Origin of the sequence: Priestia megaterium (assembly GCF_046599315.1) — a bacterium.
Classification (GTDB): Bacteria; Bacillota; Bacilli; order Bacillales; family Bacillaceae_H; genus Priestia; species Priestia megaterium_F.
Map to the genome: position 1 here is coordinate 1,008,216 of NZ_JBKIKC010000001.1, position 16,586 is coordinate 1,024,801.

Annotated in this window: 13 protein-coding genes and 1 pseudogene; all 14 read right to left on the reverse strand. The window is 41.3% G+C overall.

Features of this window, described 5'->3' with window-relative positions; translation table 11 throughout:
• Positions 1 to 14: 14 nt before the first annotated feature.
• Complete coding sequence (pyrE, locus tag ACLHDF_RS05535) at positions 15 to 653, reverse strand: orotate phosphoribosyltransferase (RefSeq protein WP_413917956.1); 639 nt, start codon at positions 651 to 653, stop codon at positions 15 to 17.
• Positions 650 to 1,372 carry an orotidine-5'-phosphate decarboxylase gene (gene pyrF, locus ACLHDF_RS05540; protein WP_413917957.1) on the reverse strand — a complete coding sequence of 241 codons (723 nt, stop codon included), beginning with the start codon at positions 1,370 to 1,372 and terminating at the stop codon, positions 650 to 652. Before pyrF ends, pyrE begins: the two co-directional genes overlap by 4 nt.
• Complete coding sequence (locus ACLHDF_RS05545; protein WP_413917958.1) at positions 1,344 to 2,285, reverse strand: dihydroorotate dehydrogenase; 942 nt, start codon at positions 2,283 to 2,285, stop codon at positions 1,344 to 1,346. Before ACLHDF_RS05545 ends, pyrF begins: the two co-directional genes overlap by 29 nt.
• Positions 2,282 to 3,054 (reverse strand): annotated as a pseudogene (locus ACLHDF_RS05550) (dihydroorotate dehydrogenase electron transfer subunit). Before ACLHDF_RS05550 ends, ACLHDF_RS05545 begins: the two are co-directional and overlap by 4 nt.
• A complete protein-coding gene (gene carB, locus ACLHDF_RS05555) occupies positions 3,051 to 6,263 on the reverse strand; it encodes a carbamoyl-phosphate synthase large subunit (RefSeq protein WP_413917959.1) in 3,213 nt (1,070 codons plus the stop codon). Before carB ends, ACLHDF_RS05550 begins: the two are co-directional and overlap by 4 nt.
• Positions 6,263 to 7,348 (reverse strand): carbamoyl phosphate synthase small subunit, encoded by a 1,086-nt coding sequence (locus tag ACLHDF_RS05560; protein WP_413917960.1) that lies wholly within the window; start codon positions 7,346 to 7,348, stop codon positions 6,263 to 6,265. The genes carB and ACLHDF_RS05560 overlap by 1 nt, the downstream gene beginning before the upstream one ends.
• Complete coding sequence (locus tag ACLHDF_RS05565) at positions 7,333 to 8,622, reverse strand: dihydroorotase (RefSeq protein WP_413917961.1); 1,290 nt, start codon at positions 8,620 to 8,622, stop codon at positions 7,333 to 7,335. Before ACLHDF_RS05565 ends, ACLHDF_RS05560 begins: the two co-directional genes overlap by 16 nt.
• Positions 8,585 to 9,526 carry an aspartate carbamoyltransferase catalytic subunit gene (locus ACLHDF_RS05570; RefSeq protein ID WP_413917962.1) on the reverse strand — a complete coding sequence of 314 codons (942 nt, stop codon included), beginning with the start codon at positions 9,524 to 9,526 and terminating at the stop codon, positions 8,585 to 8,587. The genes ACLHDF_RS05565 and ACLHDF_RS05570 overlap by 38 nt, the downstream gene beginning before the upstream one ends.
• Positions 9,527 to 9,674: 148 nt before the next feature.
• The gene (locus ACLHDF_RS05575; RefSeq protein WP_413917963.1) at positions 9,675 to 10,982 is read right to left on the reverse strand and encodes a uracil-xanthine permease family protein; all 1,308 of its coding nucleotides are present in this window, start codon (positions 10,980 to 10,982) and stop codon (positions 9,675 to 9,677) included.
• A gap of 157 nt (positions 10,983 to 11,139) precedes the next feature.
• Positions 11,140 to 11,682 (reverse strand): bifunctional pyr operon transcriptional regulator/uracil phosphoribosyltransferase PyrR, encoded by a 543-nt coding sequence (gene pyrR / locus ACLHDF_RS05580; RefSeq protein WP_013058940.1) that lies wholly within the window; start codon positions 11,680 to 11,682, stop codon positions 11,140 to 11,142.
• 190 nt (positions 11,683 to 11,872) lie between these two features.
• Complete coding sequence (locus tag ACLHDF_RS05585) at positions 11,873 to 12,787, reverse strand: RluA family pseudouridine synthase (protein WP_413917964.1); 915 nt, start codon at positions 12,785 to 12,787, stop codon at positions 11,873 to 11,875.
• Positions 12,784 to 13,251: a signal peptidase II gene (gene lspA / locus ACLHDF_RS05590; RefSeq protein WP_387536194.1), complete on the reverse strand. Its 468-nt coding sequence runs from the start codon at positions 13,249 to 13,251 to the stop codon at positions 12,784 to 12,786. The genes ACLHDF_RS05585 and lspA overlap by 4 nt, the downstream gene beginning before the upstream one ends.
• An 80-nt stretch (positions 13,252 to 13,331) precedes the next feature.
• On the reverse strand, positions 13,332 to 13,619 hold the full coding sequence (locus ACLHDF_RS05595; RefSeq protein WP_013058943.1) for a conjugal transfer protein TraR: 288 nt from the start codon (positions 13,617 to 13,619) through the stop codon (positions 13,332 to 13,334).
• Between the two features lie 170 nt (positions 13,620 to 13,789).
• The gene (ileS, locus tag ACLHDF_RS05600) at positions 13,790 to 16,555 is read right to left on the reverse strand and encodes an isoleucine--tRNA ligase (RefSeq protein WP_413917965.1); all 2,766 of its coding nucleotides are present in this window, start codon (positions 16,553 to 16,555) and stop codon (positions 13,790 to 13,792) included.
• Positions 16,556 to 16,586: the final 31 nt, after the last annotated feature.

Sequence of the window (16,586 nt, forward strand, 5' to 3'; positions counted from 1 at the left end):
TTTAGAGATTCAGTTTAGTTCATCCATGAAGGGTCTGAAGGATTTTCACGCCATTTAAATAGCTTTTCCATCGCCTCTTCTTCAATGTATCCCGCTTCGTTTGCCGCTTCTACTAGCGTAGAGTAGTCTGTTAGCGAATAAACTTGAAGTTCTTTTTCTTTAAACAGCTGACGCGCTTTTTCCAGCTCATATGTAAAGATAGACACAACTCCTAACACTTCACACCCTTGCGCTTTTAATGCATCTACTGCAGTAAACACGCTTCCGCCAGTTGAAATCAAATCTTCAATCACAACTACTTTTTGGCCTTTTGTTACTTTTCCTTCGATTTGATTTCCTTGACCATGTTCTTTTGCTTTGCTTCGCACATAGCACATTGGAAGCTCTAACGCTTCACTTACCCATGCTGCATGAGGAATACCAGCTGTAGCTGTACCAGCAATCACTTCCACATTGGCAAAATACGTTTTAATTAAATGCTGCAGACCTTTTGCAATTTCTTTTCGCACTTTTGGGTAGCTAAGCGTTAAGCGGTTGTCACAATAAATAGGTGACTTAATTCCGGAAGCCCACGTAAACGGCTCGTTTGGTTGAAGGCTTACTGCCTCGATATCAATTAATTGTTTTGCAATTTCTTTTCGTAGTTTTGTCATGGCGTAATACGCTCCCCTTTCCACTGCTGTAACATCTCATAATATGCTTTAAGCGGGTCTTTTGCTTTAGTAATAGAACGTCCAACGACAATGGCACTCGATCCATATTCTCTCGCTAGCTGAGGAGTTGCTACGCGCACTTGGTCATCTACCGAATCTGTTCCCATACGAATACCCGGCGTTACGGTCAAAAAGTCCTCTCCTGCTGCTTTTCGAATCGAAGGCACTTCATGAGTAGAGCATACAACGCCGTCTAGTCCACTTTTTTTGGCAAGCGTTGCATAATGCACAACCACTTCTTGCATCGAATGTGTAATGAGCTGCTGCTCTTTTAGCATTTCATCAGATGTACTTGTTAGCTGAGTAACCGCAATACAATCAGGGCGCTTTTTGCCAGCAGCGGTTCCTAAGTCAAGTCCTTCAATGGCTGCTTGCATCATATTCGTTCCGCCAGCGGCATGAACGTTAACCAAGTCCACTTCAAGAGAAGCTAAAGACTTCATTCCTTGCTTTACCGTATTTGGAATATCATGAAGCTTTAAGTCTAAAAAGATTTGGTGGTTTTGCTCTTTTAATGCAGAAATTATGGATAGCCCTTCTTTATAAAACAGTTCCATGCCTACTTTCACAAATAATGACTCTTGTTGAAAAGGCATTAAAAACTGGTGTAGATCGTTAATTGATGAAAAATCAAGAGCAATGATTAACGGTTGTTTCACGCTTTTTCCAGCTCCTTCCGATACACTCTGAAACATGCTCGTATCCTAATGATGTTAATAGTCTTGGCAGTTCGTCAATAATAGTTGGACACACATACGGATCGACAAAGTTTGCTGTACCAACCGCTACTGCACTTGCACCTGCATATAGAAACTCGAGTGCATCTTCAGCAGTCGTCACTCCGCCCATACCAATAATCGGAATGTTCACTTTTTGGCTCACTTCATGTACCATTCGAATCGCTACGGGTTTAATTGATGGGCCTGACAGTCCACCAGTGCCGTTTGCTAAAACCGGCTGAGCTGTTTTTAAATCCAGACGCATCCCTAAAAGCGTATTGATCATCGTTAAGCCGTCTGCACCAGCGTCTTCAACAGCCATCGCCATGTCTACAATATTGGATACGTTTGGTGATAGTTTAACATAAACTGGAACATTTGAAACATCTTTTACCGCTTTTGTTAAACGAGCAGCGATGAGAGGATCTACGCCAAACGCAATTCCGCCTTCTTTTACATTGGGGCATGAAATATTTAATTCCAGTGCTTTCACATTTGATACGGTTGAAATTTCTTTTGCTACGTGCACATATTCTTCAATCGAAGCACCAGCTACGTTCGCAATGATCGGCACATCGTATTGTTGAAGCCAAACGAGCTCTTCATTCATTACTTTCTCTAACCCAGGATTTTGTAATCCAATTGCATTTAACATTCCTGCAGATGTTTCCGCTACGCGAGGAGTGGGATTGCCAAAACGAGTTTCAGCAGTAGTCGCTTTAATCATAATGGCTCCAAGTGCATCAAGTGAATAAAACTGAGCATACTCACGCCCAAACCCAAAACAGCCGGACGCTGGCATAATTGGATTTTTCAAATCTAATCCTGGTAATGTCGTTTTTAGCATACTCATAAAAGCACCTCCCCTGCTTGAAAGACGGGACCGTCGCTGCAGATTTTTTTATACGCCGTGGAATCTTCACTTTCCTTGCATACACATGCAAAACAAGCACCGATTCCACAGCCCATTCTTTCTTCTAATGAAATGTAAAGCGGCTTGTTTGTATAGTTATTTTCTAGTGCTTTTAACATCGGAGTTGGACCGCATGAAAACATAACGTCATATAAAAACTGCTGCTCATCAATCACCGTTGTAACAAAACCTTTTGTTCCGTAAGAACCATCTACCGTTGCAATATATGTTTCTCCTAAAGCTAAAAACTCTCGTTCATAAAATACGTCTGCTTTTGATTGAAATCCCAGCACGTGAATAACCTGTACGCCTTTTTCACGAAGTCTTTTTGAAAGCTCATAGAGCGGAGGCACTCCAATGCCTCCCCCTACTAATAAAGCTGTTTGACCTGACTCTATCGCCTCTAATGGAAAACCATGACCAAGCGGACCTAATACGTCAATCGACTGACCGGCTTGCTTTTCGGCAAGCAGCGATGTGCCCGCCCCTTCTGCACGGTAAATCATCGTAAACTGTTCGTGCGTTTGATCGATTTCAGCAATACTGATTGGTCTGCGAAGCAGTGGCAAATAGTCATTGTTGACTCGGATATGCACAAACTGCCCGGCTCATTCATGAAACGAACAAGCTCGCCTTGAAGGGTTAATTCATATACATTGTGTGTTAACGGTCGCTGACTGACGACTTGCATCATTTCATGTTTGATCATACGGTTGTCACCTCTTTAGTTGGACGAACTTTTTTCATTGGCGTTGTGTGGAAGCTGATTGTTTCAAGCACTCGTAAAATCGCTTCTGCTGTATCAAGTGATGTTAAGCAAGGTACGCCATTCTCAACTGCTTCACGGCGAATTTTAAATCCGTCACGCGCAGGCTGCTTTCCTTTTGTTAGCGTGTTGATGACAAGCTGCGCTTCTCCTTTTCGTATCACATCTAAAAGATTGTGATCTTCATGATGAATTTTATTTACTACTTTCACGCGAATATCTTCTTTTGTAAACGTTGAAGCTGTCCCTTCCGTTGCAATCACTTGATACCCAATGTTAGCAAAACGCTTCGCTAACGCTGTTGCCTCTTCTTTATCTTTATCCGCCACTGTCATAAGTACTGAGCCGTATGGCTTAATGGACATTCCTGAAGCAATTAATCCTTTATATAATGCTTTTTCGTACGTTGAATCTTGCCCCATTACTTCTCCAGTAGATTTCATTTCAGGTCCAAGCGTAATATCTACGCGACGCAGTTTGGCAAATGAGAAGACCGGCACTTTTACGTAGACACCTTCTTCTTCAGGATGCATGCCTGATTCGTAGCCAAGATCTCGCAAACTTGTTCCTAAAATAACTTTTGTTGCCACATTCGCCATCGGAATACGCGTGATTTTACTTAAGAACGGTACCGTACGGCTTGAGCGAGGATTTACTTCAAGAACAAACACTTCTCCTTTTGATAAGACGAACTGAATGTTAAGCAGCCCGATAATGTTTAAGCCTTTTGCGATTCTCGTTGTGTAATCAATAATTGTATCTTTTACGTCTTGTGACAAAGTTTGTGGTGGATATACAGCGATGGAGTCACCTGAGTGTACACCCGCGCGCTCTACATGTTCCATGATCCCTGGAATGACCACTGTTTCACCGTCTGAAATTGCATCTACTTCAATTTCTTTTCCAGTTAAGTAGCGATCGATTAATACCGGGTGATCAGCGTGTACTTTCACCGCGTGTTTCATATAGTGAAGCAGCTCCTCTTCTTTATACACGATTTCCATCGCGCGTCCGCCTAGTACGTATGAAGGACGTACTAGCACCGGATAGCCGATTTCTTCTGCAACAACCACTGCTTCTTCAACTGAAGTAACCGTCTTTCCAAGCGGCTGAGGTACTTCTAAACGTGCTAGCGTCGCTTCGAATTTTTTACGGTCTTCTGCTGCATCTAAGCTTTCAAGCGACGTTCCTAAAATCTTTACGCCTCTTGCTTCTAGCTCGTCTGCTAAGTTAATTGCGGTCTGCCCACCGAACTGTACAACTACACCTTCTGGTTTTTCTAAATCAATGATATGCATGACATCTTCAATCGTTAGCGGCTCGAAATATAATTTATCTGAAATACTGAAGTCAGTCGATACAGTTTCTGGGTTGTTATTCACAATAATCGCTTCATATCCAGCTTCTTTAATCGCCCACACGGAGTGAACCGTTGCATAATCAAATTCAATTCCTTGACCGATGCGGATTGGACCTGAGCCTAGCACCACAACGCTTTTACGATCTGTAACAATCGATTCATTTTCATCTTCAAACGTACCGTAGAAATATGGTGTTGTTGATTCAAATTCTGCTGCACATGTATCTACTGTTTTGTATACTGGCATCACGCCATTTTGTTTACGGAAATCGTATACTTCCCGCTCTGTTTGATTCCACAGCTTAGCAATCGTGCAGTCTGCAAATCCCATTTCTTTTGCTTCCTGTAAAACTTCTACGTTATGAATCTCTTCTTTTAACACATTTTCAAAAGCAATCACTTTTTCAAGTTTTACTAAGAAGAAAAGATCGATTTTGCTCCACTCATGAATTTGCTGAATCGTTACGCCGCGGCGAATAGCCTCTGCGACGTAGAATAATCGCTCGTCACCAGCTTTGCGAATACGCTTTTCAATAATGACATCATCGAATTCATGCGCATCTTTTAACTCTAGGTGATGAACGTTTGACTCTAGTGAGCGCACAGCTTTTAAAATTGACTCTTCGAATGTACGGCCAATTGCCATTACTTCACCCGTGGCTTTCATCTGTGTGCCTAATTTACGGTTAGCTGATTCAAATTTATCAAACGGCCAGCGTGGAATTTTAGATACGATGTAATCTAGTGCTGGTTCGAAACATGCGTATGTCTTACCAGTTACCGGGTTCATCATTTCATCTAATGTTAACCCTACCGCAATTTTTGCTGCTAATTTTGCAATTGGATACCCTGTTGCTTTTGATGCTAAGGCCGATGAGCGGCTTACACGAGGGTTTACTTCAATTACGTAATACTGGAAGCTTTCTGGGTCTAACGCTAGCTGAACGTTACATCCGCCTTCGATTTTAAGCGCTCGGATAATTGTTAGCGACGCGTTTCTAAGCAGCTGGTATTCACGATCGCTTAGCGTTTGGCTTGGCGCCACAACAATTGAATCCCCCGTATGAATACCGACCGGATCAAAGTTTTCCATATTACATACTACGATGGCATTGTCGTTTGCATCGCGCATTACTTCATATTCAATTTCTTTAAAGCCTGCAATACTTTTTTCAAGTAAGCACTGTGTTACAGGACTGTGTTTTAATCCACTTGTTACAATTTCAATCAACTCTTGCTCATTGTTACAAATTCCGCCTCCCGTACCGCCAAGCGTATAAGCAGGACGTACGATTACCGGATAGTTTACTTGTTCAACAAACGCATACGCTTCGTCTAGCGTATGAATAATTTCACTTGCTGGGACAGGCTGATTTAGTTCATTCATTAATGAACGGAACTGTTCACGATCTTCAGCCTGTTCAATAGCGGATAATTTTGTACCAAGAATTTCTACGTTAAATTCATCTAAAATACCAGTTTCGTGTAATTCTACTGCTAAATTCAGTCCCGTTTGACCGCCAAGCGTTGGAAGTAATGCATCCGGGCGTTCTTTACGAATAATTGAGCTTACAAATTCAACCGTTAGAGGTTCAATGTATACTTTATCTGCCATTTCTGAGTCTGTCATAATTGTTGCGGGATTGGAGTTCACAAGAATAACTTTGTATCCTTCTTCTTTTAACGCAATACATGCTTGCGCTCCTGCATAGTCAAACTCTGCCGCCTGTCCGATGACGATTGGTCCTGATCCGATTACGAGAATTGTGTTAATATCTTGACGTTTTGGCATTAGCAATTACCTACTTTCTGATTGTTTTTCATAAGATTCATAAATTCGTTGAACAATCCGTTTGCATCTTCAGGTCCCGGTGATGCCTCAGGGTGATATTGAACCGTAAATGCCGGATATTCTTTATGTTTTACCCCTTCAACCGTTCCATCGTTAAGCGCAACGTGCGTAACTTCTAGTGGCGTATTGACAAGAGATGGCTCACACACTGTATAACCGTGGTTTTGAGATGTAAGAGCTACTTTATTGGTTTTGAGATCCTTTACAGGATGGTTGGATCCACGATGACCAAATTTCATTTTTTCTGTATCTGCTCCGCATGCTAGTGCAAACAGCTGATGTCCTAAGCAAATTCCGAACAGCGGAACTTTTCCTAAAACCCCTTGAATCATCTCGATTGCTTCAGGCACGTCTTTTGGATCTCCAGGTCCGTTGCTTAACATGATGCCATCTGGATTTAATTGAAGAATTTCTTGCGCAGTTACGTTATAAGGAACCACAATCACGTCGCATTGACGAGCTGTTAATTCACGTAAAATTCCGTGTTTCATTCCAAAGTCAACGAGTACCACTTTTTTACCTCTACCTGGGCTTGGATAAGGCTTCACAGTTGATACCTTTTTAACGGAATCCGTTGGAAGCTTATGATTTTGAAGCTGAGCTACCACTTCTTCTACATTGACTTCCATCTTACACACGCGTCCACGAAGCGCACCGTGCTGACGAATTTTTCGTGTTAATTTTCGCGTGTCAATTCCAGCTAATCCTGGAATGTCTTTTTGTTTTAAAAATTCATCTACTGATAGTTCGCTTCTAAAGTTTGAAGGAACATCACAAATTTCTTTTACAATCAAACCGTGGACCGCTGGTTCAATCGATTCAAAGTCATCGCGGTTAATACCGTAATTTCCGATTAAAGGATATGTTAATGTCACAATTTGTGCACAGTATGATGGATCAGATAGAATTTCTTGATACCCTGTCATTCCCGTGTTGAAAACAACTTCTCCTGTCATTTCTTTGTCGCTGCCGAATCCTTTTCCGATAAATACTGTTCCATCTTCTAAAATTAGTTGACGTTGCATGCTTTAACATCCTCCCATACTCGTTTACCTTCTACTAATGTCATTACCGGCCAACCTTTGCATACCCAGTTAGCAAACGGCGTGTTTTTACCTTTTGATACAAATTCTTCTGGATTAATTGCTTTTTCTGTTTCAAGATCAATGATGGTTAAATCTGCTTTTTTTCCTACTTCAATCGTGCCATAAGGAAGGTTGAACGTTTCAGCAGGCTTGTTTGTTAAATACGATACTAGCTGCTCTAGCGTTATTACCTCTTTTAATACTAAGTTTGTATAAAGAAGCGGGAAAGCTGTTTCAAGTCCCACAATACCAAATGGCGCAAGCTCCATGCCTTCTGCTTTTTCGTCCGCTGTGTGCGGTGCATGATCAGTGGCGATAAAATCAAGCGTTCCGTCTAATAAAGCTTCAATTAATGCCTGTTGATCATCTTTCCCTCGAAGCGGCGGATTCATTTTAAAGTTCGAATCAAGTCCAGGGATGTCTTCCTCATTTAGCAGTAGATGATGAGGCGTTACTTCTGCAGTTACGCGAATGCCTGCTTTTTTCGCATCACGAATGGCGCGAATCGATTCTTTTGTACTTACGTGACACACATGGTAGTGGCAGTTTGCTGCTTCAGCAAGCAGGACATCTCGTGCAATTTGAACGGCTTCGCAGATAGAAGGAATACCGTTTAGTCCATGTTCTTTTGCGAATTTCCCGTCGTGTACGCAGCCTTTGTTAATTAAATCATTATCTTCACAGTGGGCAACGATTGCCTTATCTAATGAAGCGGCTTTTTTCATCGCTTCTAGCATCATTCCTGTTGACTGAACACCTACTCCATCATCTGTAAAAGCAAATGCTCCCGCTTCTTTTAAGCCTTCAAAGTCCGTTAGTTCTTTCCCTAATTGGCGAGTGGTAATCGATGCGTACGGCAATACGCGCACATGTGCTGTTTCTTCAATACGCTTGTTTACCCACTCCATTTGTTCAACCGTATCAGGAACTGGACGCGTATTTGGCATTGCAGCAATTGCTGTAAAACCGCCCTTTGCCGCTGCTAGAGTGCCTGTTTCAATCGTTTCTTTCTTTTCTCCTCCCGGCTCGCGTAAGTGAACGTGGACATCGATTAAACCCGGTGATAAGAAGTTCCCGCCTGCATCAATAACTTCTTCATTCTGTACGTCGATGTGTGAAGCTATTTCAGCAATTGCACCATTTTCAATTTTCAGTTCGACTTTTTCAATTTTTCCTTCATTTAACCATGTAGCATTTTTGATAATTGTTGTCATTATTATTAAGTCCCCTTTCAATTGGTTGTAGCGCTCTTGCTAATACTGCCATTCGAATGTACACGCCATTTTGCATTTGTTTAAAAATTCTTGAACGTTCACACTCAACGAGCTCATCTGCGATTTCGACTCCTCTGTTCACAGGAGCTGGATGAAGAATAATGCTGTGTGATTTCATTTTTTGCTCTCGTTCAACGGTTAACCCGAAGCGGCTGTGGTAGTTCTGTGCAAGCTCTGAAGTGTTCTCTTCATGCCTTTCAAATTGAATACGCAGCAGCATCACAACATCGACCGTTTCGATTGCTTCATCGATATCAAGATATGTACCGTGTCTATTCTCTTCATCTTTCCACTCTTCAGGTCCCGCAAAATATACGGTCGCTCCTAGCTTTGTCAGCATTTCAGCATTCGATCTCGCTACGCGGCTATGTCGCAAATCTCCGACTATTGCGACTTTTAATCCTTGAAACGAGCCGAACTCTTGACGAATGGTCAGTAGATCAAGCAAACACTGAGTTGGATGCTGACCGCATCCGTCCCCTGCATTAATGATGGGAATCGATACTTTTTTCTGCAGTTCTTCGTAATAACGATCTTGCGGGTGGCGAATAACAACTGACTGAACGCCGATTGAAGCTAATGTTTCAATCGTGTCATAAAGCGTTTCCCCTTTTTGGACGCTTGAAGTTGTTACTTCAAACGGAATCGTTGTTAATCCTAGCTGCTGTTCTGCCATTTCAAAGCTGCATCGAGTACGCGTGCTTGCTTCAAAAAATAAGTTGGCAACAAACATTTTCTCTTCCGGTTTCCATCCTTGTTTATTCGTTCGATAGTTTTCAGCGCTGTCTAAAATCTCTAGAATTTCATTTGTTTCTAGTGTTGAGACTGTCACTAAATGTTTCATATCGATTCCCTCCATTTTTGCTTTCCTCGCATTTCTTTATAAAAAACACCCTTTCTAACTTAGAAAGGGTGTAAGAAAACAAGCATCGTCTATAACGCGCTTTTCACACACCCTTAGAAACCTCTCTGGATTTCAATTAAAAGGCGTTCTATGAAATTTTTCGTGCTGACGTTTGTTGAACATTTTCTGCTTCTTTTACCTTCTCTTTCGGCAGAACTAGATTCAGCAGAACTCCCATGATCGCAGACAGCGCCATGCTATCAATCTTTACATGTTCTGAGATATCTAAGTGTGCTCCTCCGATTCCTAATACTAAGATAATCGAAGCAATCATTAAGTTTCGTTTTGATCCAAGGTCTACCTTTGAATCCACCATCATGCGCAAGCCTGATGAAGCAATGATTCCGAATAAGAGAATCGAAATTCCTCCCATGACAGGCGTTGGTATACTCGAAATAAGAGCGTTGATTTTGCCGACAAACCCGAACAAAATCGCGAAGACTGCTGCTCCTGCTATCACAAATACGCTAAGCACCTTTGTAATGGCTAACACTCCGATGTTCTCACCGTATGTTGTATTTGGCGGCCCGCCGATCAGCGCGGCAAGCATAGTTGCTACTCCGTCTCCTAAAATCGATCTGTGCAGCCCTGGCTTTTCAATATAGTTTCGATCCACAATCTTATTTAAGACGAGAATGTGTCCGATATGTTCTGAAAGGGTTACGACTGCTACAGGTACCATGATAAGCACAATCCCTAATGAAATGGACGGCGTGTATGTGACAAACGGTACGTAGAAGTGAGGCACTTCAATCCATTCTGCTTTCACTACCTTTGAGAAGTCTACCAGCCCTTGTGTATAAGCGAAGATGTATCCGCCAATAATTCCCATCAGTACCGGAATCAGACTGATGATGTTTTTAAAGAAGATTGAGCAAGCAACTGTTATAGCTAGCGTCACAAGCGCAACCATCAGGTAAGTTAAGCTGTAATGTCCTTTTGCATCGTTCATAGCCATACCTACTGCTGTATTAGCTAGCCCTAAGCCTATAACCATAATAACTGGTCCTACTACAACCGGAGGAAGCAGCTTCATAATCCAATTAATTCCTGTTCCTTTTATAATCAAAGCAACGATTCCATAAACAAGTCCGGCTAAGAAGCAGCCAACCATCGTTTCTTCAGGTCCAAACGAAGCTTTTGCAAAAATGATTGGCGTAATGAACGCGAACGATGAACCAAGATAAGAAGGAATTTGACCTCTTGTAATGAGCAGGAAAGCAAGCGTTCCTACCCCGCTTGAAATCAAAGCAATTGCTGGGCTGAACCCAACTAGAAACGGCACTAACACCGTTGATCCAAACATTGCAAACAAATGCTGCAGACTCAATGTTAACCAATTTACTGCTTTTGGTTTTTCATGTATATCAAGTACAAAATCTCGTTGTTGACTCATATGTTTTTCCTCCTATCACTATTAAAAAAACCTCTTTACGCAGAGGCAAAGAGGTTTTCAGCATACAAGGAAGACGCTATACCGCAGCATAGTTTTCCTTATATAGTGATCCCCCTTTTGCAGCCTCACGGGACTACCATTTAAAAGGGTATATAATTTATTTTTCGTAAATAGACACGTGGTCTTTTTCGTCTACTTCCATTAAATGCACCGCAATTTTTTCACTTTTAGCTGTCGGTACGTTTTTACCAACATAGTCTGCTCGAATCGGCAGCTCGCGGTGGCCTCTATCCACTAAAACAGCCAGCTGAATGAGTTCAGGTCGGCCGATATCAATCAGTGCATCAAGTGCTGCTCGAACCGTACGGCCCGTATATAACACATCGTCTACTAAGATGACGTTCTTATTTGCAATATCTGTCGGAATATCTGATCCTTTTACGAGAGGCTCGTCATTGCTTGTCACTTTCGATAAATCATCTCGGTAAAGCGTGATGTCTAGTTCTCCGACTGGCAATGTGTTTCCTTCAATTTGTGCAATTCGCTCTGCTAAACGTTTTGCGATATAAATGCCTCGCGTCTTAATACCGACTAGCACACAATTTTCAATTCCTTTATTCTTTTCAATGATCTCATGTGCAATTCGAGTTAGAGCACGGCGAATAGCCTGTTCGTCAAGTACGGTAGCTTTTACGTTCACTGTTTTTCACCTCAAGTTGTTGACATAAAAAATCCTCTTGCCTGGAGGCAAGAGGATTTGGTTTTAGACATATTTCTTCAGAAAGGCTACAAGTATGCCTTTTCTGTACCGTTTCCTTCTCAGCCTCTCTGGACTGTTCTTAAAGGTTCTTATTAAGTTACTACAAGTATGCCATCACTTATGACAGTTGTCAACTTCTTTTTTCAATAAGCTCTAGCATATCATTAAACTCTTTTGGAGCTGGTGCTTCAAATTCCATATATTCATTTGTACGAGGGTGAATAAAGCCCAATACACCTGCATGAAGCGCTTGTCCGTCAATCGGAAGCGTTTTTTTCGGTCCGTATTTCGGATCCCCCGCAAGCGGAAAGCCAATATACTTCATATGAACGCGAATCTGATGTGTTCGTCCCGTTTCTAGCTTACATTCGACAAGTGAAAAATCTTTAAAACGCTGTAATACAGTAAAATGAGTCACTGCATCACGACTGTTTTCATCAGTTACCGTCATGCTTTGACGATCTTGCTTGTCGCGTCCAATCGGCGCATCAATCGTACCGTGATCATGAGCAATTACTCCGTGAACGATCGCTTTATAGCGACGCGTCACTGTTTTAGCTACGAGCTGACTAACTAATGATTCATGAGCTAAATCATTTTTTGCGACCATAAGTAAACCTGACGTATCTTTATCAATACGATGAACGATACCAGGGCGCATAACGCCGTTAATACCAGATAAGTCTTTACAATGAGCCATTAAGCCGTTTACGAGCGTGCCGCTATGATGACCTGGAGCCGGATGTACAACCATACCGCGAGGTTTGTTGACAACAAGCACATCTTGATCTTCATAATAAATATCTAAATCCATTTCTTCCGCTACTACATCAAGCTCTTCTAGTTCCGGCACTTCAATAACGATAGCGTCTCCTGTTTTACATTTATAGTTTCCTTTAACAATTTTATCATTCACTTTCGCGTGACCTTCTTTGATCCACTGCTGAACCTGTGAACGTGACCATTCTGCATTTACAGTTGAAAGTACTTTATCAATACGTTCTCCTGCTTGTTCTTCATTTATAACTGTTTCTATTACATTCATTCTTTGTGCTCCTTCTTCATTTTCCCTTCAAACAGCGTCATAATAAACATGATGATTACTCCGACGACAAGTGCCGAATCAGCTACGTTAAAAATCGGAAAATCATACGTAAAGATGTATGTATTTACGAAATCAACTACTTCTTTACGGACCACTCGATCAATAAAGTTTCCAATAGCGCCGCCCAACATTAATGCTAGCGCAATACCGAACCATTTATCTTGTTTTTTGAGCTTTTGAATATAAATTATTAAACCGACTACCACAACTACCGTAATGAGATAAAAGAACCACATCTGTCCTTGTAAAATCCCCCACGCGGCTCCTCTGTTACGATGAGAGGTAATGTAAAGAAAGTTTTCAATCACGGTAATGCTTTGCCCATAATACATTTCTTTTACAATAATCCATTTTGTTACCTGATCAATAAGTATAACAGCTAAAGCGATAAGATAATAAAACACAAATGTTTTCCTCCCGCAATAAAATCAAACGAATCCATACTAAAGCATTTTAGCACATAATTCATTTTTTTTCTCGCTTCTCACCATAAAACAAATAAATCTTCGTTTGTGCGGGCCGTCGGCATTACTTTTAATTTATGAATAGACATCACTTCACCAGTTAGTTCATCAATTCCAAATGCACCAACGTCAAGCTTCGCTAACGCGTGTTCTACATCTTTTAAATCCGCTTTAATCATTTCTATTACGTAACGTTCCTTTTCATCTATATAACCAGATTGTTCTGTAGCATATCTCACTAGGCGATCTTGTAATTCTTCTTTGATAAGAGCTAATTCCTGTCCAATGGAAAGATAATTTTCATACATGCAAACGCCTCCTGTGCTGATAAGATGAAGTATTTATGATGTTAGGTTTACCGAGTTTTCCATCGAATCTACAACACAAGTTTTTCCTAAGGCTTTAAATGCTCTATACCATTGTATTTGGGAATTTCGTACAACAAAAAACACGCCCGTAAAGGACGTGTTTTTGTTAATTATTGCTGAACGTAGTGATTTTTCACAACATCCGCACAGCGTGTACATAAAGTTGGGTGATCTTGATCTTCACCAACTGTTGGTGATACAACCCAGCAGCGTTCACACTTCTCACCTTCAGCTTTACTTACGACAATTGAAGCATAGCTGAATTTCTGTGCTTCAGCAGGTGCTTCACCTTCTGCTACTTCAAGATCTGAAACGATAAAGAGTTGACCTATATTTTCAGAAATAGACACTAACAGCTCTTTCGTATCTGCTGTTGGATACAGCGTTAATTTAGCCTCTAAAGATTTACCGATTACTTTTTCATTACGAGCTTGTTCTAGCGCTTTTAATACTTCATCGCGAAGCTCCATGAATGCATCCCATTTCTCTACTAGTTGATCCGCTCCTTCAATTTCTTGAACCTCTGGCATATCAACTAGCTGCACGCTTTCTTCCGTTACATTTGGAATGTGAACCCATACTTCATCTGCCGTATGAGAAAGAATTGGAGACACTAATTTTGTTAACGATAATAATGTTTCATAAAGAACCGTTTGAATGCTGCGACGCTCTTCATTATTTTCTGCTTCAATGTACAATACATCTTTTGCAAAGTCTAAGTAGAATGAACTCATATCAATTGTACAGAAATTATGCACCGCGTGATAAATGCTTGAGAATTCATATGAATCATAAGATTTTTTCACTTTATCAATTAATTTGTTCAGCTTCACAAGCATGTAGCGGTCTACTTCACGAAGATTTTCAACAGCTACAGCGTCAGTTGTTGGGTTAAAGTCCGCTAAGTTTCCTAGTAAGAAGCGGAAGGTGTTGCGGATCTTACGATATACTTCCGCTACTTGTTTTAAGATGTTATCAGATACACGAACATCCGCTTGGTAATCTACGGAAGCTACCCATAGACGTAGAATATCTGCACCTAGTTGTTTCATTACTTTTTCTGGAATTACAACATTTCCTAATGACTTACTCATCTTGCGACCTTCGCCATCTAAAGCAAATCCATGGCTAAGTACCGCTTTATAAGGTGCTTCACCTGTTACAGCTACACTTGTAGAAAGACTTGAATTGAACCAGCCTCGATATTGGTCAGAACCTTCTAAATACAAATCAGCCGGACGCTGTAAGTCTTCACGTTCTTCAAGAACAGCTTGATGTGAAGAACCCGAGTCAAACCATACGTCCATAATGTCTGTTTCTTTAGTAAAGCGGCCATTTGGGCTTCCTTCATGAGTAAAGCCTTCTGGAAGCAAGTCTTTTGCTTCACGCTCAAACCATACGTTTGATCCATGTTCTCTAAATAGATTTGATACATGTTCAATTGTCTCATCCGTAATGATTGGCTCATCATTTTCAGCATAAAATACCGGAATAGGAACGCCCCATGCACGTTGACGAGAAATACACCAGTCTCCGCGGTCACGCACCATGTTATAAAGTCGCGTTTCACCCCAAGTAGGCACCCATTCTGTTTTTTGCACTGCTTTTAATAAATCTTCACGGAAATCTTTAATAGACGCAAACCATTGTGCTGTTGCGCGGAAAATGGTTGGCTTCTTTGTACGCCAGTCATGTGGGTATGAGTGGGTAATGAAACTTAATTTTAACAGCGCGCCTTCTTCTTCTAGTTTGTCTGTAATTGGTTTGTTTGCTTTATCATAGAATAATCCTTCAAATCCTGGTGCTTCATTTGTCATATGACCTTTGCTATCAACTGGGCAAAGAACTTCCAATCCGTATTTTTGACCAACGATAAAGTCGTCTTCCCCGTGTCCCGGTGCTGTATGAACACAGCCAGTACCAGCGTCTGTTGTGACGTGATCACCAAGAACAACTAAAGAATCACGCTTATAGATTGGATGTTCAGCTACCACGCGCTCAAGTTCTGAACCTTTTACCGTACGAAGTGTCTTATAATCAGCCCATTCAATTTCTTTAGCAACCGTTTCAAGCAGTTCAGTTGCTACTACATATTTTGCTCCATCTGCTTCAACTACGCTATACTGAAGCTCAGGATTGACAGCAATCCCTTGGTTAGCTGGCATTGTCCATGGTGTTGTCGTCCAAATGATAAATTTTTCATCTTGTTCAAGCACGCCTTTGCCATCTTTTACATTAAACGCTACGTAAATAGAGGCTGAGCGCTTGTCATAGTATTCAATTTCCGCTTCTGCTAAAGCAGATTCACTTGAAGGAGACCAGTACACAGGTTTTAACCCTTTGTAGATATAGCCTTTTTTCGCCATGTCACCAAACACTTTGATTTGTTGCGCTTCGTACTGTGGCTGAAGCGTTACATATGGATTATCCCAATCTCCGCGTACGCCTAAACGCTTAAACTGCTCGCGCTGACCGTTTACTTGTTCCCAAGCATACTGTTCGCAAAGCTTACGGAATTCAGCTACCGTCATTTCTTTGCGGTTTACTTTTTTATTTTTTGTTAAAGCTGTTTCAATTGGCAAGCCGTGTGTATCCCAGCCTGGTACATAAGGTGCGCAAAAGCCTGACATCGACTTGTAGCGAACGATAAAGTCTTTTAAGATTTTATTTAGTGCATGTCCCATGTGAATATCGCCATTAGCATATGGAGGTCCGTCATGCAGAACAAATAGAGGACGGCCTTCCGTACGTTTTTGTACTTTTTCATAAATATTCATTTCAGCCCACTGTTCTTGCATTTTAGGCTCGCGGTTCGGTAAATTTCCACGCATTGGAAATTCAGTTTTTGGCATCAATAATGTATCTTTATATTCCATGTTTTACCCTCCAAAAAAAACGTAAATTTCA

What these genes read in the sequence shown, in the direction of transcription:
- pyrE (WP_413917956.1), bottom strand. Translation starts at nt 653, where the DNA reads ATGACAAAACTACGAAAAGAAATTGCAAAACAATTAATTGATATCGAG.
- ACLHDF_RS05545 (WP_413917958.1), bottom strand. Translation starts at nt 2,285, where the DNA reads ATGAGTATGCTAAAAACGACATTACCAGGATTAGATTTGAAAAATCCA.
- carB (WP_413917959.1), bottom strand. Translation starts at nt 6,263, where the DNA reads ATGCCAAAACGTCAAGATATTAACACAATTCTCGTAATCGGATCAGGA.
- ACLHDF_RS05560 (WP_413917960.1), bottom strand. Translation starts at nt 7,348, where the DNA reads ATGCAACGTCAACTAATTTTAGAAGATGGAACAGTATTTATCGGAAAA.
- ACLHDF_RS05565 (WP_413917961.1), bottom strand. Translation starts at nt 8,622, where the DNA reads ATGACAACAATTATCAAAAATGCTACATGGTTAAATGAAGGAAAAATT.
- ACLHDF_RS05570 (WP_413917962.1), bottom strand. Translation starts at nt 9,526, where the DNA reads ATGAAACATTTAGTGACAGTCTCAACACTAGAAACAAATGAAATTCTA.
- ACLHDF_RS05575 (WP_413917963.1), bottom strand. Translation starts at nt 10,982, where the DNA reads ATGAGTCAACAACGAGATTTTGTACTTGATATACATGAAAAACCAAAA.
- ACLHDF_RS05585 (WP_413917964.1), bottom strand. Translation starts at nt 12,787, where the DNA reads ATGAATGTAATAGAAACAGTTATAAATGAAGAACAAGCAGGAGAACGT.
- ACLHDF_RS05595 (WP_013058943.1), bottom strand. Translation starts at nt 13,619, where the DNA reads ATGTATGAAAATTATCTTTCCATTGGACAGGAATTAGCTCTTATCAAA.
- ileS (WP_413917965.1), bottom strand. Translation starts at nt 16,555, where the DNA reads ATGGAATATAAAGATACATTATTGATGCCAAAAACTGAATTTCCAATG.